Annotated in this window: 21 protein-coding genes, 1 tRNA gene and 1 pseudogene; 14 read left to right on the plus strand and 9 right to left on the minus strand. The window is 43.3% G+C overall.

From position 1 onward, the window contains the following. Window positions 1-758 precede the first annotated feature (758 nt). From V7K30_RS25735 to V7K30_RS25745, 3 genes are all read right to left on the minus strand, one after another. The gene (locus V7K30_RS25735; protein ID WP_335004159.1) at window positions 759-1,385 is read right to left on the minus strand and encodes a cytochrome c oxidase subunit 3; all 627 of its coding nucleotides are present in this window, start codon (window positions 1,383-1,385) and stop codon (window positions 759-761) included. Between the two features lie 136 nt (window positions 1,386-1,521). Further along, window positions 1,522-3,258 carry a cytochrome c oxidase subunit I gene (gene ctaD, locus V7K30_RS25740; protein WP_335004332.1) on the minus strand — a complete coding sequence of 579 codons (1,737 nt, stop codon included), beginning with the start codon at window positions 3,256-3,258 and terminating at the stop codon, window positions 1,522-1,524. A gap of 67 nt (window positions 3,259-3,325) precedes the next feature. After that, the gene (locus V7K30_RS25745; protein WP_335004161.1) at window positions 3,326-4,414 is read right to left on the minus strand and encodes a cytochrome c oxidase subunit II; all 1,089 of its coding nucleotides are present in this window, start codon (window positions 4,412-4,414) and stop codon (window positions 3,326-3,328) included. A 405-nt stretch (window positions 4,415-4,819) separates the two neighbouring features. Between V7K30_RS25745 and V7K30_RS25750 the strand changes: the two genes are divergently transcribed. From V7K30_RS25750 to V7K30_RS25765, 4 genes are all read left to right on the plus strand, one after another. Continuing rightward, complete coding sequence (locus V7K30_RS25750) at window positions 4,820-5,755, plus strand: COX15/CtaA family protein (protein ID WP_335004162.1); 936 nt, start codon at window positions 4,820-4,822, stop codon at window positions 5,753-5,755. 234 nt (window positions 5,756-5,989) lie between these two features. Beyond that, a complete protein-coding gene (locus tag V7K30_RS25755; RefSeq protein WP_335004164.1) occupies window positions 5,990-6,943 on the plus strand; it encodes a heme o synthase in 954 nt (317 codons plus the stop codon). Between the two features lie 323 nt (window positions 6,944-7,266). Then, a complete protein-coding gene (locus V7K30_RS25760; RefSeq protein WP_334942374.1) occupies window positions 7,267-7,509 on the plus strand; it encodes a type II toxin-antitoxin system HicB family antitoxin in 243 nt (80 codons plus the stop codon). After that, complete coding sequence (locus V7K30_RS25765; protein WP_335004166.1) at window positions 7,509-7,727, plus strand: type II toxin-antitoxin system HicA family toxin; 219 nt, start codon at window positions 7,509-7,511, stop codon at window positions 7,725-7,727. The genes V7K30_RS25760 and V7K30_RS25765 overlap by 1 nt, the downstream gene beginning before the upstream one ends. 122 nt (window positions 7,728-7,849) lie before the next feature. On the opposite strand, the gene V7K30_RS25770 is transcribed toward V7K30_RS25765, so the two are convergent. Further along, a complete protein-coding gene (locus tag V7K30_RS25770; protein WP_335004168.1) occupies window positions 7,850-9,214 on the minus strand; it encodes a protein kinase domain-containing protein in 1,365 nt (454 codons plus the stop codon). A 190-nt stretch (window positions 9,215-9,404) separates the two neighbouring features. Between V7K30_RS25770 and V7K30_RS25775 the strand changes: the two genes are divergently transcribed. The 5 genes from V7K30_RS25775 to V7K30_RS25795 all read left to right on the plus strand — a co-directional run bounded on the left by V7K30_RS25775 (window position 9,405) and on the right by V7K30_RS25795 (window position 13,108). Further along, window positions 9,405-10,280 (plus strand): MBL fold metallo-hydrolase, encoded by an 876-nt coding sequence (locus tag V7K30_RS25775; RefSeq protein ID WP_335004170.1) that lies wholly within the window; start codon window positions 9,405-9,407, stop codon window positions 10,278-10,280. A 167-nt stretch (window positions 10,281-10,447) separates the two neighbouring features. Further along, window positions 10,448-10,729: a hypothetical protein gene (locus tag V7K30_RS25780; RefSeq protein ID WP_335004172.1), complete on the plus strand. Its 282-nt coding sequence runs from the start codon at window positions 10,448-10,450 to the stop codon at window positions 10,727-10,729. A gap of 137 nt (window positions 10,730-10,866) precedes the next feature. Continuing rightward, window positions 10,867-11,943, plus strand: coding sequence for a dihydroxyacetone kinase subunit DhaK (gene dhaK / locus V7K30_RS25785; RefSeq protein WP_335004173.1), 1,077 nt, complete (start codon window positions 10,867-10,869; stop codon window positions 11,941-11,943). 61 nt (window positions 11,944-12,004) lie between these two features. Next, window positions 12,005-12,643: a dihydroxyacetone kinase subunit DhaL gene (gene dhaL / locus V7K30_RS25790; protein WP_335004174.1), complete on the plus strand. Its 639-nt coding sequence runs from the start codon at window positions 12,005-12,007 to the stop codon at window positions 12,641-12,643. A gap of 201 nt (window positions 12,644-12,844) precedes the next feature. Further along, a complete protein-coding gene (locus V7K30_RS25795) occupies window positions 12,845-13,108 on the plus strand; it encodes a hypothetical protein (RefSeq protein WP_335004176.1) in 264 nt (87 codons plus the stop codon). A 98-nt stretch (window positions 13,109-13,206) separates the two neighbouring features. Here V7K30_RS25795 and V7K30_RS25800 read toward each other — a convergent pair whose 3' ends face one another. Beyond that, complete coding sequence (locus tag V7K30_RS25800; protein WP_335004178.1) at window positions 13,207-15,513, minus strand: IMS domain-containing protein; 2,307 nt, start codon at window positions 15,511-15,513, stop codon at window positions 13,207-13,209. 766 nt (window positions 15,514-16,279) lie between these two features. On the opposite strand from V7K30_RS25800, the gene pdhA reads away from it, so the two are divergent. The 3 genes from pdhA to V7K30_RS25815 all read left to right on the plus strand — a co-directional run bounded on the left by pdhA (window position 16,280) and on the right by V7K30_RS25815 (window position 18,471). Then, window positions 16,280-17,314 (plus strand): pyruvate dehydrogenase (acetyl-transferring) E1 component subunit alpha, encoded by a 1,035-nt coding sequence (gene pdhA / locus V7K30_RS25805; RefSeq protein ID WP_335004180.1) that lies wholly within the window; start codon window positions 16,280-16,282, stop codon window positions 17,312-17,314. Between the two features lie 154 nt (window positions 17,315-17,468). Continuing rightward, window positions 17,469-18,338: an aldose epimerase family protein gene (locus V7K30_RS25810; RefSeq protein ID WP_335004182.1), complete on the plus strand. Its 870-nt coding sequence runs from the start codon at window positions 17,469-17,471 to the stop codon at window positions 18,336-18,338. A gap of 61 nt (window positions 18,339-18,399) precedes the next feature. Next, window positions 18,400-18,471, plus strand: a tRNA-Lys gene (locus V7K30_RS25815). A gap of 163 nt (window positions 18,472-18,634) precedes the next feature. Here V7K30_RS25815 and V7K30_RS25820 read toward each other — a convergent pair. Beyond that, a complete protein-coding gene (locus V7K30_RS25820) occupies window positions 18,635-18,865 on the minus strand; it encodes a hypothetical protein (RefSeq protein WP_335004184.1) in 231 nt (76 codons plus the stop codon). 102 nt (window positions 18,866-18,967) lie between these two features. On the opposite strand from V7K30_RS25820, the gene fba reads away from it, so the two are divergent. Continuing rightward, the gene (gene fba / locus V7K30_RS25825; protein ID WP_194004712.1) at window positions 18,968-20,047 is read left to right on the plus strand and encodes a class II fructose-bisphosphate aldolase; all 1,080 of its coding nucleotides are present in this window, start codon (window positions 18,968-18,970) and stop codon (window positions 20,045-20,047) included. A gap of 270 nt (window positions 20,048-20,317) precedes the next feature. Here the strand turns inward: fba and V7K30_RS25830 are convergent, their stop codons facing one another. After that, the gene (locus tag V7K30_RS25830) at window positions 20,318-21,130 is read right to left on the minus strand and encodes a carbon-nitrogen hydrolase family protein (protein ID WP_335004186.1); all 813 of its coding nucleotides are present in this window, start codon (window positions 21,128-21,130) and stop codon (window positions 20,318-20,320) included. A 210-nt stretch (window positions 21,131-21,340) separates the two neighbouring features. On the opposite strand from V7K30_RS25830, the pseudogene V7K30_RS25835 reads away from it, so the two are divergent. Then, window positions 21,341-21,946: pseudogene (locus V7K30_RS25835) on the plus strand (MarC family protein). Between the two features lie 154 nt (window positions 21,947-22,100). Here V7K30_RS25835 and trxA read toward each other — a convergent pair. Next, entirely contained in the window at window positions 22,101-22,424 is a 324-nt protein-coding gene (gene trxA / locus V7K30_RS25840; protein WP_265275256.1) for a thioredoxin, read from the minus strand. A 360-nt stretch (window positions 22,425-22,784) separates the two neighbouring features. Continuing rightward, window positions 22,785-23,948 carry a GuaB3 family IMP dehydrogenase-related protein gene (locus V7K30_RS25845; RefSeq protein WP_335004188.1) on the minus strand — a complete coding sequence of 388 codons (1,164 nt, stop codon included), beginning with the start codon at window positions 23,946-23,948 and terminating at the stop codon, window positions 22,785-22,787. Window positions 23,949-24,183 lie beyond the last annotated feature (235 nt).

A 24,183-nucleotide genomic window follows, 5' to 3' on the forward strand; every position in this document is an offset into this window, starting at 1 on the left:
TTTATTGATTCATTTAATACCTTTATAGGTATCTTAATATAAAATTTATTTCTGGAATAATTCAATAATTTTATCACTTAAGTAAATTTAACACTAGTCCACAGTATTTAGAACTGCGGGTAGAAGACAACATTCAGGAGTCAGGAGATTTATTTATTTTAACTATTGGGTCTGATTACTGACAAAAGCTTGAATAGTGGAATTTAAAGGCACAAATATCCTTACAGTGTCCACCACAATTTTGTTACCAGATTTTAGTGATTACTAACCGCGATCGCGTCGTCATATCAACGTGATTTGCGTAAATTTGCGAACTTTATTTATTGCTTTGCTCTGTCCTTAACATATCAAGTTACAGCATATTAACCAGTTATTCAATAGTTTCTACAAAACATCCCACTTTTCCGACTTTTCCCACCTTTTACTCGCATCTCTATAACTTGCAATAACTCCAGTTGCATTTAGCAAAAGTAATAGTGGGAATAGTCTAGGCTTGTTTTAATATATTTATATATTTGCTGTAACTTTTGCTAGGTAAAGAATAAAACTGTTTTATCAGAAAAAACTGTTTAGAACACTCCCCTGATGATTTAATCTTCTAGAAACTGTCCTAATTTAGGTTTTGCTGCCAGCCGATAGACAAAATAATGTGACATCAGGGCAGCTAGCAGCAACGGCAGCATTCTGTTAATTAAAAAAGCCCCCTAGTGGGGGCCTATTAAGTTGTTCGCGTGGAATGAACAACTAATAATTAATACTCACAGTAGATACAGTAATCCGAACAAAATAATCCAAATCACGTCAACGAAGTGCCAGTAAATTTCGGCAGCTTCAATGCCAAAGTGCTTTTTGTTACTGTAGTGACCCGGAACGCGCGATCGCCACAACACGGCAACAATCGCCAAAACTCCGATGGTAACGTGTAATCCGTGGAAACCAGTCAAAACGTAAAATGAACTAGCAAATAAATTGGTAGTTAAACCAAATTCTAAATGGGTATATTCATATACTTGACCCACCAAGAAAATAGCACCCATTATAGCGGTAATTGCTAACCAGATTCGCGCACCCCGCGGATCGTTCTTTTTAATCGCAGCGTCAGCATTGTGCATGACAAAACTACTAGAAATTAGATTGATGGTGTTGACCCCAGGTAGCAATAGTTCTAATTCTGGGGTACCGGCTGGAGGCCACACAGGTAAGGTAGCACGGAAAGCCAAGTAGGCTCCGAACAGTCCCATAAAAATCATCCCTTCAGCAATTAGAAAGACAAACAGCCCAAACAGGCGATGGTCTGGATGTTCTTCATGATGACCGACGGACGCTTCCGCCGCTTGGTGATGATTTAGTTCAGTTTTAGCTGGGTCAATTATTTGACTTTGCATGAATTTTGATAAGTGGGGGGTGGGGAGTGGGGAATGGGGGAGCAAGAATTTTAGATTTTGGATTTTGGATTTTAGATTGAAATTTAATCCAAAATTTAAAATCCAAAATCCAAAATTGAATTGCCCCATGTCCTATTTATTTCCGGTCTTCGGGATTGGCGGCAACTGCTGGGTCGGGTTCTGCTCTTAATACTGAGTTTGGCCCAGCAGATAAGAATGGATTGGGATCAGATAAGGGTACACCTTCTTTAGCCCTTTCCAAACCGTAGTCATAGGGACCTGTAGCCAGTACTGGAGTTTGATCAAAATTCTCGATCGCAGGCGGTGAGGTCGTCATCCACTCTAAGGTAAGTGCCCTCCAAGGATTATTACCAGCTTTCTCGCCATACAACCAACTCCAAATGGCATTGATGATGAAGGGAAATGTCGAAATTGCCAGTATATAAGAACCATACGTGCAGATTTCGTTCAGTGTGGTGAATTTGGGATCATATTGAGCGATACGGCGATTCATGCCCATTAAACCCAGCTTGTGCATGGGTAAGAAGGTCATGTTTAGACCGACAATTGTCAAGGCAAAGTGAACCTTACCCCAAAATTCGTTCAGCATTCGTCCCGTCATTTTCGGGAACCAGTGGTAAATCGCCGCATAAATGCCGAGAACACTACCACCAAATAGGACATAGTGCAAGTGTGCAACGACAAAATAGGTATCGTGAACGTGAATATCAAAAGGCACTGCTGCCAACATCACGCCACTGATCCCGCCAATCACAAAAGTGCCAACAAAGCCGATGGCAAATAGCATCGCGCTGTTAAGCTGGATTTTTCCACCCCACATGGTTGCTAACCAGCTAAATATTTTAATTCCCGTGGGTACGGCAATGATCATGGTGGTGATCATAAAGAACATCCGCAACCAACCGGGGACACCACTGGTAAACATGTGGTGCGCCCAAACAATTAGCCCTAAAAAGCTGATGGCGAGAGAGGAATAAGCGATCGCTTTATAGCCAAAAATCGGCTTGCGGGAATGAACGGGGATAATTTCAGAAATTCCGCCAAAGAATGGCAAAATCATGATGTAAACTGCTGGGTGGGAGTAAAACCAGAACATATGCTGGTATACTACCGGGTCGCCACCGCCAGTCGGGTTAAAAAATGTTGTCCCAGCAATTAAGTCAAAGGAAAGCAGAATCAAACCTGCTGCTAGTACTGGGGTTGATACCAAAACCAGTGACGAAGTGGCGAACATCGCCCAGCAGAACAAGGGCATTTTGTGTATGTCCATGCTGGGAATACGCATCTTCAGCAATGTCACAAGGAAATTTATCGACCCCAAAATTGAGGACGTACCCAGTAGTAGGACACTCATAATCCAAATGCCTTCACCCACTTGTCCTGTTACCAAACTCAGGGGAGGGTAGGAAGTCCAACCGGCATCGGGTGCATCGCCCACTACTAAACTGGCGATCAGCAACACACCCGCAGGCGGAATCATCCAAAAGGCAACAGCATTCAGCCGAGGAAATGCCATATCTTTTGCCCCAATCATCAGGGGAATTAGATAGTTAGCAAACCCTGCCCCGGTTGGCACGATCCAAAGGAAAATCATGATCGTGGCGTGCAGCGTGAACAGACTATTGTAGACTTCTGGGGTGACAAAATCTACCTCTGGGGTTCGCAGTTCTGTACGAACCAATTCAGCCATTACGCCACCAATGCAGTAGAAAATAAACGAAGTGACTAGGTATTGAATCCCAATCACCTTATGGTCGGTGTTGAAGCCAAAGTAGTCTTGCCATTTTCTGCTCCCTGGTTCCTCAAGAAGGGCGGGGATATTGGCAGTTTCTTGCAACTGAGCTTGGGTCATAGTCATTAGTCATTAGTCATCAGTCATTAGTCATTAGTCATTGGATTTTGACTAAATAACATATTGATTAATGGTGAACTTGATGGAGGATTTCTGGCTGAATTCCCATGTCCTTGGTGTAAGGAGCGAGAAATTCATTTGGAGATAGATCGGCAGGGTTAACAGCAACGGCTTGATTTAGCATTTCTTTGCTGGCAACTAGCTGCTCCTGCATCCATTTGTCAAAGGCTTCTTCTGTCTCAACAACTACTGGCGCTCTCATTGCACCGTGGTAGGGGCCACAAAGTTCAGCGCAGATCAGAGTATAATCGCCTGCTTTTCTGGGTGTGAAGCGAATCTCGCTTTGTCTACCAGGGATTGCATCTTGTTTCAGACGGAACTCTGGCACCCAAAAGGCGTGGATGACATCGTTGGCTGTCATATTGATTTCCACTTCCCGTCCGATGGGGACGTGCATTTCACCTGTAGTTATACCAGTTTCAGGATAAGTGAAAATCCAGGCATATTGTAGACCTGTGACGTTGACCCGTAATTCTGCTGGTTTACCTGCTTTTTCAGGACTGCCGCCAATTGTCGGAGCAACACTACCTACACCTGGGGCATTCCGCAGTTGGGGAATTTGGTCAGCATTGCGGACTTCTGCGGTAGCTGGATCTTGCATTGCCTGATCAGATTTTTCTTGATTCAGGTTGGGTTCGCTGCTGGGAGGAGTATCGCTTAAAGTTGCCGCGAGTGCGGTTCCATGCCCTGGCATTTTCATCGACTGTTGATTCATCGGTGCTTCATGGATCGCATGGGGATCAAAGCCACCGATTTCGTTGTAGACATCAAAGCTGTAAACTGAAATGCCGAAAACGATAATTGCTGGGATTGCCGTCCAGAGAATTTCTAGAGGTACATTGCCCTCAACTGGTGGTCCGTCTTCATTGTCACCTGCACGCCGACGGTATTTAAATGCAGAGTAAATTAAAATACCTTCAACGAGCAGGAATATACCTGTAGAAACGACCATCATCGTGTTGAATAGACCATCCACCAAAACGGCTTCATCCGTTGCGGCTGCTGGCAACAGACCGTGATTTTGGCCGTACCAAAAGCTGGCTAGCGTTAGTACGATGCCAATCAGTAATGTCCAGATTGAACTTGGAATCTTCACGGCTTACTTAATTGAATTTACTACGTTATCTCAAAGCTGCTCACTTACTAAGGTAGTCTAGGCTGGAAGGCATAGAGTCCAAAGGTCTGAAATTTTTATTAATTTTTTTAACTATTTTACTAATTTTGGGTACAAGGTGACTATCAGATACTGCCAAAACGTAGATATGAATCAGTAGAAAAATTTAAGGAAAAATTTAGAATGCTTAAATTAATTGTCACTAATCAATTTTTCACATCTTGAAAAATACCTAAAGCTTCAGGCAAAACCTTTCTGGAGTGATTCAAAGTATAAGTGAGTGCTAATCTATAAACCTTTAGCCTATACGCTAGGGTGAAGATAGGACGCTAAAAGAAAATTGAAAATTTTAACAGATCCACCAAGAGCGGGCAGAAAGTATCCTTCATGAGCGAATTTGTCCTACAACAACAAAATGAAGCGGCAGTTGAGCAGCAAAAGCCCAAGGAAATGATTCGGCGCTTGGTGTGGAAAATTTGCATAGCCACCTTAATTTTGATGGCAATAGGCAGTGCCACCCGTGTGATGAATGCTGGACTTGCTTGCCCAGACTGGCCCTTATGCTATGGCGAACTGGTGCCAGCCAAGCAAATGAATCTCCAAGTGTTTTTGGAGTGGTTTCACAGATTGGATGCAGCTTTAATTGGTGTAAGCGCGATCGCACTCTTCGGTTTATCCTGGTGGCATCGTCGTTTCTTACCCAGATGGCTGCCTTGGGCATCCACATTCGCTCTGTTTTTAATCGTCTTCCAAGGCATTTTGGGAGGACTCACCGTTACCGAACTGTTGCGGTTTGATATCGTTACCGCTCATTTAGGCACGGCACTGTTATTTTTTAGCACCCTCCTGATTATCGGCACGGCACTCACACCCTATCAGGGGACTGGAACCGTTGGTAAGTTGCCTTGGGTAAGTTTAACTGCTGCTGTTCTGGTTTACCTGCAAAGTCTGCTTGGTGCTTTGGTAGGCTCTCGTTGGGCGGTACACCAATGCCTTGGCGGTTCTCAACTTTGTACTGTAATGTACAGCCATATTGCTGGTTTGGTGCCGCCAACAGTGACAACCTTGGCAATGGTATTTATCTGTTGGCGTACACCAGCACTACATCCAGCCTTACGGCGACTAGCAAATATGGCAGGTGGGTTGTTGACCTTACAAATCTTGTTGGGATTTGCCACTTTCAAATTACATCTCCAAGTCGAGCCTCTCACCGTCTCTCACCAAGCTATAGGAGCTACTTTGCTGGGTACTTTGGTGGTTTTCACAGTTCTTGCACTGCGTGACTCAGTTAGTGCTAAGTCACGAGTGCTGAGTGCTGAGTAGGGCATTGGGCATTGGGCATTGGGCATTGGGCATTGGTTCTTCTCCCCACTCCCTACTCCCTACTCCCCACTCAGCACTCAGCACTCCCCACTCCCCACTCCCCACTCCCCACTCCCCACTCCCCACTCAGCACTGATAATGGGGTGCAGAAAATCTGTGTTTTCATTTGCCTGAAAGAGCCAGCTTGAGCGGTGGCTACATTAAGTTTTTGAAAAATAAGGAACCAGAGCCAAAATGATTGAGACTAATGTCTCTCGCCACCACGAAACATTTTTACAGGTAATTCAAAGTTACTACCAGCTAACGAAGCCTCGGATTATTCCGTTGCTTTTGATTACCACGGCTGGGAGTATGTGGATTGCTGCTAAGGGAGAAGTAGACCCATTGCTGTTGCTAGTAACTCTTACTGGTGGCACTTTGGCGGCTGCAAGCGCCCAGACGATTAATTGTGTCTATGACCGGGATATTGATTATGACATGGAGCGGACGCGCCATCGTCCGATGCCTTCCGGGAAGGTGCAGCCACGCGATGCTCTAATTTTTGCGATCGCACTAGCGACGATTTCCTTTACACTCCTAGCAGTATTTGCCAACCTGTTAGCCGCCCTATTAGCCTTCTCTGGCATCGTCTTTTATATTTTGGTTTATACCCACTGGCTGAAACGTCACACCACCCAGAATATTGTTGTTGGTGGGGCGGCTGGGGCAATTCCGGCGTTAGTAGGTTGGGCTGCTGTCACAGGCACTTTAAGCTGGTCAGCATGGTTAATTTTTGGCATCGTCTTTTTGTGGACACCACCCCATTTCTGGGCGCTAGCTCTGATGATTAAAGATGACTACGCAAAAGTTGGGATACCAATGTTACCTGTGATTGAAGGTACTACGGCAACCGTGAAGCAGATTTGGTATTATACCCTGCTTACCGTAGTTGCAACCGTGTTATTGGTTTATCCCTTGGGCGCAAGTGGAATTCTTTATGGTGCGATCGCCATAATTCTGGGAGGATTATTTATCCACAAATCTTGGCGGTTGTTGCAAAATCCAGAGGATAGCACTGTAGCTAGAGAGTTGTTTCTCTATTCCATTTCCTACATGATGCTGTTGTGCTTGGGGATGGTAGTGGATAGCCTTCCTGTTACCCATAATCTAATTAGTGCGGTGAGCAATCATCTGCATTTTATTGGTTAGGGGAGAGAAACTTTAGCGATCGCGTTGGTAAAAGGGCGCGATCGCATCTTTAGAAATTAAAAATTATACATAATAATTAGAGTTTGGCGGATTTGCGATTAAAAGTAAAATTTCAGTTATAACCAAATTGATTAAAAATAGGACTTATAGACGAGTTACGGAATAACGAACCGCAGAGGAGCCAGTGCGCTCTTGCGGTTCCCCGACTTGTTCGCGCAGCGTCTGCCTTAGGAGAAGCAACTGGCGCGACACGGAGAAATGAGAGTTTGAGAGATATTTTGCATAAGTCCTAAAAAAGCTGAATTAAGTTGCAAAAAATATAAATGTTGACAAATTACATTCGTACAGCAATGCACAAAGCAACTTATGAGTTGCTTGAGGATGGAACTTTCTATGGCGAAATTCTAGAATGTCAAGGTGTGTGGGCAAACGCTGCAACACTAGAAGCTTGCCGGGAGGATTTGCAAGATACTCTTGAAGGATGGATTGTACTAGGATTGCGTTTGGGTCATACTCTACCAATACTTAATGGTGTTGACCTGAATTTTACCAAAGAGGTCGCCTAATGCCACCCTTTGGATCGATTAATCGGCGGGATCTGATTCGTTATCTGAAAGATACAGGTTTTGATGGGCCTTACCCAGGTGGTAAGCATCAATACATGGTAAAAGGTGAATTAAAGCTGACAATTACCAATCCACATCAGGGAGACATCAGCCCAAGCTTACTAAATAGAATATTACGTCAAGCTAATATCAGCAGAGATGAATGGGAGACGTTATGAATTATATGCGCGATCGCTCATGAAACGATAATCTCTCGTGCGATCGCATCTCTAAAACTTAAAATCCAAAACTGAAAATTTTCAATACCTTATTACAGTCATAGCAAATCTTTCTTTAACTACTAAATTTTACAATTCTCAAGCTTTGATGTAAGAGCAGATAGTCTTTTTCTTCTTCCAACTATTCTCATACTCCATACTGCTCTGGGTAATTGTCCAGCGGGAGCAGTTAATGTAAATGATAGAGAATCATAAAGCTTCCAATTATTTTTAATTCGCCAACCTAGACACTCTCCAAAATATTTCCAAGTTTTAAAATCTAAGTCAGGTTTTCCCCCAACCCTATCCCATATTCGCTTCTGGATACTCAAACCAAAGCGCCCATTACTATATTTAACCCACAAGCGATCAATAGTTAAGAGGTCTTGACAGGGAAAATTTATGATATCTTCTACTCTGAGGTAACGTTCTTTTTCTCGATGAGATATTCTAAGCATAAGCTTCCAAGTTTCTTGATCAGCTTCTCGCCATTTATCAGATGCTAGTAGCTTTTGCAAAATTGTATAATCTATGCCTACTGCTGAATTTAAATTGTCAGCATTAAGATCTTGTATTACCTCATCAACAGATTGATAGCGTTCCTTAACATAATGCTGAATTAACTTATCTAAAAGTTGCCCACATTCAGGAGTAACACTTCTACATTGTGGTAAGTATTTTCTCCATACCCAGCAACCCCTGAGCGCATCATAAAGTTCATCAGAACCATCTGGACTTGGAAAACATTGGGTTAATAGCCGAATACAAGTCACACCCAAACTATAAAGGTCACTTGCAGGGAAAACTTGACCACGTATTTGCTCTAGTGGTGTATATCCAGGTGTTCCTACTGTTGTGCCAACACCTATAAAAGTTTTTGTAATTTGTTTAGAAACACCAAAATCAATTAATATTAACTTGCCATCCAAACGACGCATGATATTTTCTGGCTTGATGTCTCGATGAATCACACCGCGTTCATGGATAAACTTCAGGATAGGCAATATATCAGCCAAAAGCTGTTTTATCTTTTCTTCGCTAAAGGCTCCCTGCTGCTGCAATTCTTGTAACAAATTCTGTCCTTCAATTAACTCTTGCACCAGATACAGCCGCTTATCCTGTTCAAAATAAGCAATCAGACGGGGAATTTGCGGGTGTTCTCCCAAGTCATAGAGCCGCTTCGCCTCTTGCTTAAATAACTCCGTAGCTTTCTCAAGTGCAGCCGTTCCTTCAAATTGAGGGACAAATTGCTTAATTACGCAAGGTTCATCTATCTTATCTGCATCCCTGGCTTCATAAGTTCTGCTAAATCCACCCTCACCCAAAAGTCGTATTACTCGGAAGCGGTTTCTGAATAATGGTGTAAGTCTTTGTCCACACTTAATGCAAAACTTATTGTCATCAGGGTTAAAGGGATTTGAGCAGTTGGAATTAGAACAGTAAAGCATATTTGGGAATATATCAGCAGATAGTGTCTATATTCAGTTTTCCCATTTTCTGCTGACTGGGTTTCACGAGTCTTTATATTTTTGAGCAAATTTATTTCTAGTAGCGTCTACAATCTCAAGTCACTTTTGCTAGCGTAGTGATATAGAGTTTATCGCTCCCCGGTAAGCGGCTGGAAGCAAAAGGATTAATATGGCTCATTTAAATCAACGTCGCTCCCAAAATGTCAACGGCGATTTTTATGTAGATACTACCTGTATTGATTGTGATACCTGTCGCTGGATGACTCCTGAAGTGTTTTCTCGTGTTGATGAACAGTCGGTGGTTTATCATCAACCAACGAATGATGCAGAAAGATTAGCAGCACTTGAAGCACTTTTGGCATGTCCTACTAGTTCTATTGGTACAGTTGAAAAACCAAAAGATATCAAAATGGCTCAACAACAGTTTCCAATATTAGTAGCAGAAAATGTTTACCACTGCGGCTATCATTCTGAAAAATCTTACGCTGCTGCTAGCTATTTAATTCAACTTGCAGAAGGTAACATATTGGTGGATTCTCCCCGCTTTACGCCGCCTTTAGTTAAGCGTTTAGAAGAGATGGGTGGAATTCGTTATATGTACCTAACTCATAAGGATGATGTGGCAGATCATCAAAAGTTTGCCGAGCATTTCCAGTGCGATCGCATCCTTCATACTGATGATATTACTGCGGATACTCGCAATGTGGAAATACAGCTAACTGGTTCTGAACCATTTACCTTGACACCAGATTTATTAATAATCCCAGTTCCCGGTCACACCAAAGGACAAACTGTTCTACTTTATAAAAATAAGTTCCTCTTCACAGGCGACCATCTCGCTTGGTCAGAAAGCTTGCACCAACTAGCTGCATTCCACGGTGCCTGTTGGTATTCTTGGTCAGAACAGACTAAATCAATGCGTAACTTGGCTAATTACTCTTTTGAGTGGGTGCTACCAGGTCATGGACGAAGGTTTCATGCTGATAGGGAAACCATGCACCAGCAGATGCACAAGTGTATTGAGTTGATGGAATCTTTGAATTGACATTAAATAACCGACTTTTTACTTGATATTGAAAAGCCCAGGAAAAACCTAACCCCCTAACCCACGCGGGAAGAGGGAAAAATCAAAGTCTCTCTCCTTTTAGGAGAGAGATTTAGAGAGAGGTCAGACTCTATTGCAAGACTTAGACACTGTACAAATTGGCTATTATGTGGATAACGATTGGTTCAAAACACGAGTTTGTTGCTTCAGAAAACAAGTCGATTGGTTCAGAAAACAAGTCTGTTGATTCAGAAAACAAGTCTGTTGATTCAGAAAACAAGTCCATTGGTTCAGAACACAAGTCTGTTGGTTCAGAAAACAAGTCTGTTGGTTCAGAAAACAAGTCCGTTGGTTCAGAACACAAGTCCGTTGGTTCAGAAAACAAGTCCGTTGGTTCAGAACACAAGTCCGTAGCGATGGCATTTGTAAAGCCATCATCACCCGGTTAAAATCGATAATACTCTGAGACAACCAAATATCCTTATTCACATTCAAGACGATTTGTACACTGCGTAAGTCCTATATTGCATACAAACCAGAAGCGCTATAACCTGGGTTTTAGCACCCTTTTAACTAGACACGGATTATGAAAAAGCTGATCAACAAGCCGGAAGACTTTGTGCGGGAAAGTCTACAAGGTATGGCGGCGGCTCATTCCGATTTAATTAAAGTAAACTATGATCCCACTTTTGTATATCGAGTCGATGCACCTATACAGGGTAAAGTAGCAATTATTTCTGGTGGTGGCAGTGGACATGAACCAATGCACGCTGGCTTCGTGGGCAGAGGAATGCTTGATGCAGCTTGTCCTGGGGAGGTTTTCACATCACCTACTCCTGACCAAATGCTAGCAGCTGCCAAGCAAGTAGATGGAGGCTCTGGTATCCTTTATATCGTCAAAAATTACAGTGGCGATGTCATGAACTTTGAGATGGCAACGGAGTTAGCCCGTGCTGAGGGTATGCGAGTGCTAAATATTTTGATTGATGACGATGTGGCTGTGAAAGATAGTCTCTATACCCAAGGACGCCGGGGTGTGGGAACAACAATACTAGCGGAAAAAATTTGTGGTGCAGCCGCAAAGATAGGCTATGATTTGCCACAAATAGCAAACTTATGTCGCCGAGTAAATCTGAATGGGCGGAGTATGGGAATTGCTCTAACATCTTGTACAGTGCCAGCTAATGGAACGCCAACATTTGAATTGAGCGATCGCGAAATTGAATTAGGTATCGGTATTCACGGTGAGCCAGGAACAGAACGTACAGCCATCAAATCAGTAGATGAGATTACCGAAATTTTGACGCGATCGCTAATTGACGATGCACCATATAGCCGCACACTGCGCGAGTGGGATGAAAACAAAGGAGAATGGGTAGATGTAGAACTCATAAATCTCCCATTTGCCAAAGGCGATCGCCTATTAGCTTTTGTCAATAGTATGGGTGGAACCCCGATTTCCGAACTGTATATTGTTTACCGCAAACTCGCCCAAATCTGCCAACAGCAAGGATTGCAAATTGTGCGAAACTTGATTGGGCCTTATATTACATCTCTGGAAATGCAAGGTTGCTCCATTACCCTGCTGAAATTAGATGATGAAATGATCCGCCTATGGGATGCACCAGTAAAAACACCAAGTTGGCGCTGGGGAATTTCATAATTACGTTAGCGTAGCGTTAGCGAGTCTTTGAGCGTCATTACGAATTACGAATTACGTTGATATGGTGAGTCAGGCGCAGATATTACAATGGTTGCAGGCTTATGCAACCGAGATAGAGCAGAACAAAGCATATTTGACAGAATTAGATGCTGCGATCGGAGATGCTGACCACGGGATTAATATGGATCGCGGCTTCAAAAAGGTAAGCGCTCAGTTACCAACTCTTACAGACAAAGACATCGGCAACATTCTCAAAACCGTGAGTATGACCTTGATTTCTTCTATTGGCGGTGCTAGTGGCCCTCTTTATGGCACATGGTTCTTAAGAGCTAGTACAGCAGTACTTGGTAAGCAAGAATTAACAGCACAAGATGTTTTAGGGCTACTCCAAGCAGGCTTAGACGGCGTGTTACAACGTGGCAAAGCGCAACTAGGAGACAAAACAATGGTGGATGTGCTATTCCCGGCTGTGGCGGCTTTTAGGCAGACTGTAGGAGAAAATAAGGGCATCGTGGAAGCTATGCAAGAATCTGTAGCAGCTGCTCAAAATGGGTTACTGAAAACTATACCAATGCAGGCAAAAAAAGGACGAGCTAGTTATTTGGGAGAGAGGAGTATTGGACATCAAGATCCAGGAGGGACTTCTGCTTATTTGATGTTGAAGAGTTTACTAGGGGTGTTAGAAAGTTCTGGTGAATAACACTGGCTGTATCAAAGGGATAAATGGCAGACTACAAACGTTTCCACAAGCTGCGTCTGAGTATCTATCTTACGTAGTCGCGGCTATCTTTATGAAGACTTTCCAAGATAACCAGACGACTTCATACATTTCAATAAAACCAACAAACTAAATGTATCATTAATGTTCGGCTTTCTCTTTAATTTTTTTAAAATTAAACTCGTGGTAAAAAAGTCGCGTTTAAATCTGAATAAGATTAATCATGGAGTGATTGGGTATCAAGGGGTTTTTGCTCAACTAAAACTGCAATATCAGCGTAATAATTTACCAAAAGTTTGGCGAAATGGACACTACCATGACTGGCGGAATCATTTTGCTGTTTACCAAAGTGCTGATGGTAATAAAACCCCGATTTATTCAGGATGGAAGTCAGGTAAGCTGAGAATTGAGGTGGGTGGGTATCAGTTTCAGAGTCAGAGCGATTGAAGAAGAATTCAGGAATGAGAATCACTCTTTTTGGGGGATTGGAACCACCCACTTCGTACTAGGCGAGCTTATCGTAAACATCGCCTCAAAATTCCAACTTATCTGATTATCTGATTGACAGCAGATATACTCTGGATGCGCCATTTACCTCGTTGTCGAATCAAATCATACCGAACTCGCAAATTATCGTTAGAAGAGTTTTGAAACTGACCATTTTCATATAACTGTGTCACTTCCTTAACCGTAGCTTTCACTGCGGCACGATCTGCAAATAAATCAATTTTCTCTACAGATTCTATCTTCAGGCTATGGTCGTATTTGTAGTAGAGGTTTTCTGACTTATACTGTTGAGCAGTCTCCCGCGATTGAGACAAAGCTGAACCAGTTAAAATCTGCTCTAAATTATTAATGTCATGATTGGGCCCGAAAGCTTCGGCTTTGTTAGATAGCCAAGTCCGAATGACTTCCTCTGCCGTTGCATTTGTTAAAGGCCCATCTGATGATTGTAGTTTAGTGTTTGGATCAGGAATAGATATTGGTGGTTGATTTATCTGTACAAACAACTGTGAACCACGCACAGATGATGTAGGGAAAAACAAATTTTTTAACCATCCAAAAGTTGTTGTGACTAACACCCAAAAAACTAATATGCTTACCAAAGAAATAAACACCCTCCATACCAGCCGTGTTTTCCCTTCTATGGTGTTAGCAAAGGTTCGCCGCCGCCGGGGACGACGAGAATGAGGACGATTATCTGGTACACGCTCTCGGCTAGCAGATGGAGTAGGTTTTCTCCGCCTACGGTTTTGGTTATGACTGGGTGCAGCAGTCTTAGCTGAACCGTTAAAATGCTGATTAGTGCCTCTGCTCATCCGTTCGGCAGTAGGAATCTCTGATTTTACACTCCCCGATGAATTCCACATGGGTGGTGAGAAGTTTGAATATTCGGGTGTTTCTTTTGTTGGTGTTTCTGGCAAATCTAGGTCAGGTGTTCTGCTGTGATTAAATTGCCCTGAAGTCCTAGTTGAATTTTTGGGGAAAGGGGGATTATTTGTCTGGCGCTGGGGAAAATACTGGGGGTTAATTACAGCCCATTCATTAGTTGTTTCTGCATCGGTTGGTAGTGTTTCTAAATAAGCTTGCACCTGTTGGTTAGCAAAGTAATCTTTTAGGAAAGCTTGCTGGTTTGCTAAATCTCGAAAATGTGGAAATACTTCGTGTTGCAACCACTGTTCTGCATATAGACACAGCCCCGGTAATAAATCTGGAGAATCTTGAGATTTTTCCCGAATAAAAGCTAAAGCTTCGTACTCCTGACTAAGCTCTAAAACACGAGTTGCTTCTTCAGTTTGTCCCAAGAGTAAGGCACATAGCGACTGTTCTAAATGTACATCTTGGCGTTTGCCCAGACGCATAAGCATTTGCCTTGCTTGACGAATTAAAGCAGGTTGCCGTTGAGCAAATCCCCGTGCTATCAAGGCATAAACAGCTAAGTAAGTGGCAACAGCAGAAGGACGTTTGCTTTGGGCTTCAAATAACTTGTGCTGCTCTGCGACTGTTAAGTGGTTGCGTAACTGCTGGATAAATCGCAGAAAGTCATCTATATTTAAACCAGATTCATCATTGCTCGTACCATCAATCCCACCACGATCTTCTAAAAGGTTTTGCAATAATTCCAAACCTTGGCGTCGTTCGGCAGTCTTGTCTTGAGGTAGTGCCAGCAACTCCAAAATTCGATATGGTCGCAATTTGTAAAGATCGACTTGAATTTCCGCCTGTACACTGGAGAACAACCCTTCGCGGGCTAGCAGTTCTTGACCAGTTTCTAGGGATATGGCGGCATTTTCATAGTGACCTTGCTGCCACTGTTCGCGACCTAATTCTAGACAAGCAAGGGCAACAGTGAGAACAACATCTGGATGTTCGGCACTTTCGTGTATTTCTTCGTCTGCTAAATTATTGCTTTTTCTTATACTTGTAGCAGCATTTTTATTTACCAGGTACGGACGACCTAGTTTCAATACAAGTTCGTATTCTCCCAACTCTTGCAAAATTAATAAAGCGCCAACTAATTCGTCTTGGGTAATTTCGATGCCCAGACTCTGGGTGGCAGTACCCCTTTTGGTGCTTTCTGTGCGATTTTCCAGTGCTACTGCGGCAGCAGCAAGGTTATCAGGGTCATAGGCGTGGGCAAGATAAAGCTGATCGTAGGTACTGCGTTGTTTTGGATCTGATAAAACCACGTAAGCTTCTTCTATGAGTTGTTTACGAGAAGAAATTGCAGCCTGAGAATACTCACGTCGTGGCAATTGGACAATGCGATCGCTATATGCCTGCCGCAATTGTTCATCACTTGCCGCCAACGGTAGTCCTAAAATTCGGTAGTAATCTAGCGGAATTCGCACAGCCTACTTCCCCTGCACCGTGATCAACATAATTCACCTAGAGCTTTCCAGGCCTGTAAAACCGTGCCATAAAAATGCAGTGTAGAATTTACTCTACAAGTGTATATTGCAACAACTTGTTTTGTACCTTCCCCAAATTTTGAGTCACATTCTAGTACTAATTTTTTGTTTTCGCCTAGAAAGCCTCAATTTTTTGTCTTAATTCTTAGTATTTTTGTTTAACACGACTATTATCAGCCTTCGATACCACAAACCACAACTACCGCTTTTAATCACGGCATAAATGTTGTGGTTGCAAGAATCTATTGATGATTGATTTTTTCGGGATTTTCCCAGTAGGTGGTAACAAAAATACTACTATTGGGGATTTACCCTGATAACTGGAGAAAAAAATCATATCATAATTAACCTTTAATTACAATTACCTATTTGGGTATATAAACTTTTGCTTCCTTTTTTTTAAATTGTTAATGGATATGCAGAAAGCAATCTATCTTGATTGCTAGTCTATGAAGAGGAATAGTGAGAGAGAAAAACCCAAAGCGGCAGATATTGTCGTTAGAGTCAAATCCTCACGGGGCATGGGCTGAAAAGTTAAAAATCAAAAATTAAAAATTCAGCTATTCCCTAAGACCCTTTTTTGGTGCATAAATAAAGTTTGATTGTTGAGTCTTGCAAACGCTAGCCTGTTAAAAGCTGAGGTGTTATCAGACCAACTTATTTAAGACCGTAACTTTAAGTTGTACAACAGGGATACTCAAAAATAATGGTTCAAGAACGTACTTTACCCACATTTAATCCTGCTACTACCCACATTACTAAGGAAGAAGGGTTACGGTTGTATGAGGACATGGTACTAGGGCGCTTGTTTGAAGACAAGTGCGCTGAAATGTACTACAGGGGCAAAATGTTTGGTTTTGTCCATTTGTACAACGGTCAAGAAGCCGTTTGCAGTGGTGTTGTGCAGTCAATGCGACCGGGTGAAGATTACGTTTGTAGTACTTACCGCGACCACGTTCATGCCCTGAGTGCGGGTGTACCAGCAAAAGAGGTAATGGCAGAATTATTTGGTAAAGCCACAGGTTGCAGCAAAGGGCGCGGTGGTTCCATGCACATGTTTTCTGCGGAACATCGCTTGCTGGGTGGCTATGCTTTTGTGGCCGAGGGAATTCCTGTGGCAGCTGGAGCGGCTTTTCAAAGCAAATACCGCCGCGAAGTGCTGGGAGATCAAAATGCTGACCAAGTGACAGCTTGCTTTTTTGGTGATGGTGCAGCTAACAACGGTCAGTTTTTCGAGACGCTAAATATGGCAGCCCTATGGAAACTGCCAATTCTGTTTGTAGTCGAAAATAATAAGTGGGCCATTGGGATGTCTCACGAGCGAGCGACTTCCCAGCCAGAGATTTATAAAAAAGCCAGTGTCTTTAACATGGTGGGCGTGGAAGTTGATGGCATGGATGTACTAGCAGTCCGAGCCGTGGCTCAAGAAGCTGTAGCCCGTGCCCGTGCTGGTGAAGGCCCAACTTTAATTGAGGCGCTTACCTACCGCTTCCGGGGTCACTCCTTGGCAGACCCAGATGAAATGCGAAGCAAAGCGGAGAAAGAATTTTGGTTCGCCCGTGACCCAATTAAGAAGTTGGCAGCTTATTTACTGGAGCAAAATCTGGCGGATGAGGGAGAAATCAAAGCCATTGACCGTAAAATTCAGGATGTAATCGACGAAGCAGTTAAATTCGCCGAAAGCAGCCCCGAACCAGACCCCAGTGAGTTATATCGTTTCGTGTTTGCAGAAGACGAATAAGTTTTGGGGACTGGGGACTGGGGACTGGGGACTGGGGACTGGGTACTGAGAAAGAGTTATTTTAATCCTAATCTTTAGTCCTTAATCCCCAATCCCTAATCCCCAATCCCTAATCCCCAATCCCTAATCCCCAATCCTTTCAGGACTAAAACTTGTGTTTACCATTGCAGTTCAACAGCAACAATATAAAACCTACATCCTTTCTGATGAAACCGCTGGTTCTCAACTGGAAGTTGTTCCAGAACGTGGTGGGATCATCACTCGTTGGCGTATACAAGGTCAAGAAATTTTCTACTTAGATACTGAACGCTTTGCTAATCCTGATTTGAGTGTCCGAGGTGGAAATCCTATTTTGTTTCCCATCTGCGGCAATATACCGGATAATACTTATACTCACAATGGGCAGCAGTATACTCTCAAGCAACACGGCTTTGCCCGTGATCTACCGTGGGAAGTAACTGACCAAGTAACTCAAGATAAAGTTAGCCTCACCCTCGTCCTCAACAGCAACGAGCAAACACGGGCTGTTTATCCTTTTGACTTTCAGCTGGTGTTCACTTACGAACTCCAAGGTAATACCTTAGAAATTCGCCAGCAGTATAAAAATCTTTCATCCACATCACTGCCCTTTTCTACAGGTTTCCATCCTTATTTTTTGACGGTTGATAAAACTGGGCTGGAGTTTGAAATTCCTTCCCAAAAGTATCAAGACCAGAGAACCAAGGAAATTCAGCCCTTCAATGGTAATTTTGACTTTAGCCGTGATGAAATTGACGTTGCCTTTAAGCAGCTAACCAGTCGATCTGCCGCAGTCATAGACAACACCCGCAAGTTAAAACTGACTCTGGATTATGGGAATGAATATCCAATTTTGGTGTTTTGGACGCTCAAAGGCAAAGATTTCTACTGTTTAGAACCGTGGAGCGCTCCCCGTAACTCCATGAATACTGGTGAAAACCTGACTGTGCTAGAACCAGGAGCCAGCTACACGACATCTGTGCGGTTAACGGCAGATTTTTTCTAAACTCCTTTACAAATCTACAGATATCTATGCTATGATGGCAAAGTTGCGAAATGCAACGAAAGGGTCGCTAACTCAACGGTAGAGTACTCGGCTTTTAACCGATTAGTTCCGGGTTCGAATCCCGGGCGACCCATATAGAAGTTTATTGAATGGTATGAAAGAGCGATCGCCTGTTGATTGAGACTGACGATGGCGATCGCTCCTCTTTTTAATTGCAAGTCAGTGCGATCGCCCCTTTATTGGTAAAATTTTACTAATTCCGTAGGCTACTCATAATCTAATCCCAAATGCAATAGTTAGGGGAAAACACGCTTACAATATTTGTCAGAAGTTAGTAGCTTTAGGTTGAAGCGATCGCTTAGTGATGACCATTTAGGATACCGGGCTACCAAAACTACTAGTTGTAGGGTAGCTAAATGTACAGCAATACACAGCAAGTATGCGGCATAGTACAGCAGTAGAGAGCAAGTATAGGGCATATTTATAGTGACTATGGCGTAAACTTTTTCAACATAGACACACCACACTAGTTATAATTTCCTATAAGTTGAAAAAACTCTTAAGATTTAGCGTAATTATTACGCTTCTTTCACACCGACTAGCTGACAACCACATTAGGAGGACTATCTATGGCGCTTGTACCACTGCGGCTGCTGTTGGATCACGCAGCTGAAAACGGTTACGGCATCCCAGCTTTCAACGTTAACAATTTGGAGCAGATTCAGGCAATCCTGAAGGCTGCTGTCGAGACAGATAGCCCCGTAATTTTGCAAGCTTCTCGCGGCGCTCGTGCTTATGCTGGAGAAAACTTCTTGCGCCACCTAATTTTGGCAGCGGTAGAAACCTATCCTCAGATTCCCATTGTCATGCACCAAGATCATGGGAATGCACCTGCTACCTGCTACTCAGCAATTAAGAACAACTTCACCAGCGTGATGATGGATGGTTCTTTAGAAGCTGATGCTAAGACCCCCGCTAGCTTCGAGTACAACGTCAATGTTACCCGCGAAGTTGTAAATGTAGCTCATGCTTTGGGCGTCAGTGTTGAAGGTGAACTCGGTTGTTTGGGTTCTCTAGAAACTGGTGCTGGTGAAGCTGAAGATGGTCACGGTTTTGAGGGTACACTCGACCACTCACAACTGTTAACTGACCCCGATGAAGCTGTTGACTTCGTAGAAGCAACCCAAGTAGATGCTTTGGCTGTTGCCATTGGCACAAGCCACGGTGCTTACAAGTTTACCCGCAAGCCGACGGGCGAAATTTTGGCCATCAGCCGCATTGAAGAAATTCACCGCCGTTTGCCCAACACCCACTTGGTAATGCACGGTTCCTCCTCTGTACCAGAAGATTTGCTTGCACTGATTAACCAGTATGGTGGTGCAATTCCTGAAACCTACGGTGTACCTGTAGAAGAAATCCAAAAAGGTATTAAGAGTGGTGTACGTAAGGTAAATATTGACACCGACAACCGTTTGGCTATTACTGCTGCTGTACGTGAAGCTTTGGCTAAAAAACCAGAGGAATTTGACCCACGTCACTTTCTGAAGCCTTCTATTACATACATGCAGAAGGTTTGTGCTGAACGCTATCAGCAATTTGGCACAGCTGGCAACGCAAGCAAGATCAAGCAAATTTCTTTGGAAGATTTTGCTGCTAAGTATGCTAAAGGTGAACTCAACGTTGTCACCAAGGCAGCTGCTAAAGTTTAATTTTGACAACAAATAAATAGGGGCACAGTGCTGCTATGCTCCTAAAAAACTGAGGATTTTAATGTTGTCAAAAACCGGGTAGTTTACCCGGTTTTTTATTTTATTCTGTAATGGGCATTGGATATTGGGAAAATTTTTACTTTGTCTTTCTATTCCCTAGTACAGCATGGCGTAAATAAACCACCCATTTGAAATGTCCAAAACCCTTACGCAATGGGAATTACGAATTACGAATTACGAGAAGCGGTACCAGTCCCCAGTCCCCAGCGCCTAGAATACCCGATGTTGTAAAGAGGGCATTTGACGGCGGACTTGTTCGAGTCTAGTGGGGTTGATTTCAGCGATCGCAATTCCCGGTTTTTCCCCAGCATCGGCTAAAATTACGCCCCAAGGGTCGATAATGACCGCGTGTCCGTGGGTTAGACGGCGGGCGTAGTTATTGCCTGTTTGGGCAGGAGCAATGACATAAGCGGTATTTTCGATGGCTCTGGCTTGTAGTAGTACTTGCCAGTGGTCTTTACCAGTAAAGGCGGTAAAGGCGGCAGGAATAAAAATAACATCAGCTCCCTTATCTGCCAGATGACGGTACAGTTCAGGGAAGCGGACATCATAACAAATAGAAAGTCCTAGATTACCGAGTTTTTCTGAGAAATAGACGGGGGGTAGTTGCGTACCAGCTACAACAGTGCTGGATTCGCGATAGGTGTTGCCGTCGGGGACATCGACATCAAATAGGTGTACTTTGTAGTAGCGGGCAAGTTCTTGACCGTTTGGGTCGATGAGTAGAGTGGTGTTATAAACTTTGCCTGTATTGTCTACAGGAAGTGGAAAGCTGCCGCCCAAGATCGTAATTTGAAAGCGTTGAGCCATTTTTTTCAGAAAATTTTCACTTTCACGAGCGATCGCATCGCCTTGGGCGAGTTTGTCTTTTTCTTCTCCCATATAGGAAAAGTTTTCTGGCAAACCTACCAATTCAGCACCTTGACGCACGGCAAGCTCTATTAATTCTTCTGCCTGTGCCAAATTTTTCTGTAAATCTGGCACACTGGTCAATTGAATAGCGGCGGCTAAATAAGACTTCATAGATTCAACAACGAACAGTTGATTTATGGAAGATAGATTATCAAAATATATCGCTAGTTAAACATCTGTGGAACTTAATTAGAAATGCGTCAGCGTTGCTTTTCTTTAACAGACTTGTTTTATTGCTGATCTTAATCTTCCTCTGGGTTCTAGCAAACTGAGCAAGATTGGGATTAGGTTGTGAGCAAACCTTGATAAAAGCTACCTGCTGTGGATATTTCTATTCTCATTCAAACATTTATCGCTGTGTTTGTCTTAGCAGATGCTGTGGGCAATATACCGATTGTTTTAGTTCTGACTAAGGGCATGATGCCAGACCAAAGAAACAAAGTCATAGATAAAGCAATTATCATTGCGATCGCAGTTCTTTTGCTATTTACCAATGCTTGGCAAGTAATTTTAAATTATTTGGAAATCAGTATCGGCTCTTTGCGAGTAGCAGGAGGATTATTGTTGCTGTTAATTGCTTTGCAAATGCTGCGGGGAGAATTAGATTAGCCGATTATTGAAGAAGGACGCGATGTCGCAATTACTCCACTAGCTTTACCACTGCTAGCGGGGCCGGGGACTTTGACAACGGTGATGTTGCTGATGTTTAAATCACAGAGTCCGCATATTGGTGTCGTGGTAGGTATCTTAGGGGCGATGTTTAGGGGCGATGTTTGTCACTTGGTTGATTTTGCGTTTAGCAATCTGATTGACCAGTGGATTAGTGCAGAAGGTAGAGTGATTGTGACTCAGCTTTTGGGTTTTCTCTTGGCGGCGCTAGCAGTGGAAATTGGTAGTGCGGGAATTAGGGAGTTGTTTTTGAAGTAGAAAACTCCTAAAAATATTCGGAATCGGAAACTGTATACAAATGTAAACAAGTTTGAGAGACCAGAAATTTGTCCCTCTCAAACTTGTTTATAAAAATTAACCTAAAGTTAGAACAACATGGATAACTCAAGAGGATTTTATTGTCGATTGAGTTTCAAAGATACTTTTCGAGAGTGGAAGCTAATGTACTTTTAGGCACAGCACCGACCACCATATCCACTTTTTGTCCACCCTTAAAAATCATTAAGGTGGGAATGCTGCGGATGCCGTACTGACTAGCAACATTAGGATTTTCATCCGTATTGACTTTTACGACCTTTATTTGACCTTTGTACTGTTCGGAGATTTCATCGACAACAGGAGCTACCATACGGCATGGTCCGCACCAGGGTGCCCAAAAGTCAACTAAAACAGGTACATCGCTGTCGAGTACTTCTTGCTTGAAACTAGAATCGGTAACTTGTGCGGCTGTTGACATGCCTAAAACCTTCGCCAATAATATCTGAACTTGGTGAAAATTCTACCATAGCAAAAACCTCAGCTTGGAAGTGCGAGGATGTACATTTGCAAAGAAGCTCTAGAATTTATTTATAAACATAAGGAACCGCCCGAACAGTAGTCCGGGCGGAGTGTGGTGTGAGGAGTGAACGGAAACATGCGTCTCCGCTATCTCTATTGTAGGCGACATATCGAATTTTTCCAGCAATTGTTTAGGGGGCTGGAAAAATTTATTAAAGAATTTGATGTTGGGCATGGGGCACTGGGCATTGGGCATTGGTTATTCTCCTTGTCCCCTTTGTGTCCCTTATGCCGATGCCCCATGCCCCATGCCCAAATTTTATTTCCCCATACCCAATTGTTGAGCTTTTTGGTAAACTTTACCCTCGGTTAATAGGGAAGGTGCAATCACAACTTCCACTTGCTGCATTTCTTTAATATTTTTGACTCCCAAGGTACCCATGCTCGTCTTTAAGGCTCCTAAAAGATTGTGAGTGCCATCATCTAATCCTGCTGGGCCAATGAGGATTTGCTCTAGGCTACCAGTGGTACCAACGCGAATCCGGGTGCCACGAGGCAAAACTGGGCTAGGAGTCGCCATACCCCAATGATAACCTCGTCCTGGGGCTTCGGCGGCTCTGGCAAAGGGGGAGCCAATCATCACACCATCAGCACCGCAGGCAATGCATTTACAAATGTCGCCACCGGTGATTAAACCGCCATCAGCAATAATGGGGATATAGTTGCCAGTTTCCTTGTAGTAATCATCTCGTGCCGCAGCACAATCTGCGATCGCAGTCGCCTGCGGCACACCCACACCCAACACCCCACGAGAAGTACAAGCGGCACCAGGCCCAATTCCCACCAGTACCCCAGCCGCCCCAGCTTTCAACAAATTCAAAGTGACTTCATAAGTCACGCAATTCCCCAACACCACGGGGATGGGCATGGAACGGCAAAATTCTGCTAAATCGAGTGGTACTAAAGACTCTGGTGACAGATGTGCAGTAGAAACCACCGTAGCCTGCACAAAAAATAAATCTGCCCCAGCTTTTGCCACAGCCTCACCGTATTTACTTGCACCGGCTGGAGTTGCACTCACCGCCGCAATGCCACCTTGTTGTTTAATTTCCTGAATACGTTGTTCAATTAATTCTGGCTTTATTGGTTCGGCATAGAGTTCTTGCATCAGGGCAACAAATTCATCTTTCCCTACAGAGGCAATCCGATCTAATATTGGCTCTGGATCAGCATAGCGAGTTTGAATCCCCTCTAAATTAAGGACACCTAATGCTCCTAACTGTGACAAACGTACAGCCATGCGAACATCTACTACGCCATCCATCGCACTGGCAATTATCGGGATTTCTCGCTCTATATTGCCAATCCGCCACTTAGTATCTGCCAAACTGGGGTCTAGTGTTCTGTTACCGGGGACTAAAGCAATTTCATCTATTCCGTAAGCTCTGCGAGCTGTTTTTCCCCGCCCAAGTTGAATTTCCACGCTTTAATTTTTCTCAAATCTGTTTAAGCTAGGGTATCAAATTGTGGAGGGAATTGGGACGTTTTTTTCCCCGAACTACACAGGTAAATTCAAGTTACCCAAGCCGTCGCTCGAAACTTTGGTGGACGCAAAGTATTCACCAAGCAAACAAATGAGCAAAAATTGTTAATTGATTTGAAGGTTAGTGTTGTTTGAAGGTTAGTGTTGCACTAGTTTTCGATAATTGTAGTTTCAT

This window comes from Nostoc sp. (assembly GCF_036917655.1).
Classification (GTDB): Bacteria; Cyanobacteriota; Cyanobacteriia; order Cyanobacteriales; family Nostocaceae; genus Nostoc.

Coding starts and splice junctions, on each gene's coding strand:
- V7K30_RS25735 (WP_335004159.1), bottom strand. CDS start 1,385: ATGCAAAGTCAAATAATTGACCCAGCTAAAACTGAACTAAATCATCAC.
- ctaD (WP_335004332.1), bottom strand. CDS start 3,258: ATGACCCAAGCTCAGTTGCAAGAAACTGCCAATATCCCCGCCCTTCTT.
- V7K30_RS25750 (WP_335004162.1), top strand. CDS start 4,820: ATGAGCGAATTTGTCCTACAACAACAAAATGAAGCGGCAGTTGAGCAG.
- V7K30_RS25755 (WP_335004164.1), top strand. CDS start 5,990: ATGATTGAGACTAATGTCTCTCGCCACCACGAAACATTTTTACAGGTA.
- V7K30_RS25760 (WP_334942374.1), top strand. CDS start 7,267: ATGTTGACAAATTACATTCGTACAGCAATGCACAAAGCAACTTATGAG.
- V7K30_RS25765 (WP_335004166.1), top strand. CDS start 7,509: ATGCCACCCTTTGGATCGATTAATCGGCGGGATCTGATTCGTTATCTG.
- V7K30_RS25770 (WP_335004168.1), bottom strand. CDS start 9,214: ATGCTTTACTGTTCTAATTCCAACTGCTCAAATCCCTTTAACCCTGAT.
- V7K30_RS25775 (WP_335004170.1), top strand. CDS start 9,405: ATGGCTCATTTAAATCAACGTCGCTCCCAAAATGTCAACGGCGATTTT.
- V7K30_RS25780 (WP_335004172.1), top strand. CDS start 10,448: ATGTGGATAACGATTGGTTCAAAACACGAGTTTGTTGCTTCAGAAAAC.
- dhaK (WP_335004173.1), top strand. CDS start 10,867: ATGAAAAAGCTGATCAACAAGCCGGAAGACTTTGTGCGGGAAAGTCTA.
- dhaL (WP_335004174.1), top strand. CDS start 12,005: ATGGTGAGTCAGGCGCAGATATTACAATGGTTGCAGGCTTATGCAACC.
- pdhA (WP_335004180.1), top strand. CDS start 16,280: ATGGTTCAAGAACGTACTTTACCCACATTTAATCCTGCTACTACCCAC.
- fba (WP_194004712.1), top strand. CDS start 18,968: ATGGCGCTTGTACCACTGCGGCTGCTGTTGGATCACGCAGCTGAAAAC.
- V7K30_RS25830 (WP_335004186.1), bottom strand. CDS start 21,130: ATGAAGTCTTATTTAGCCGCCGCTATTCAATTGACCAGTGTGCCAGAT.
- trxA (WP_265275256.1), bottom strand. CDS start 22,424: ATGTCAACAGCCGCACAAGTTACCGATTCTAGTTTCAAGCAAGAAGTA.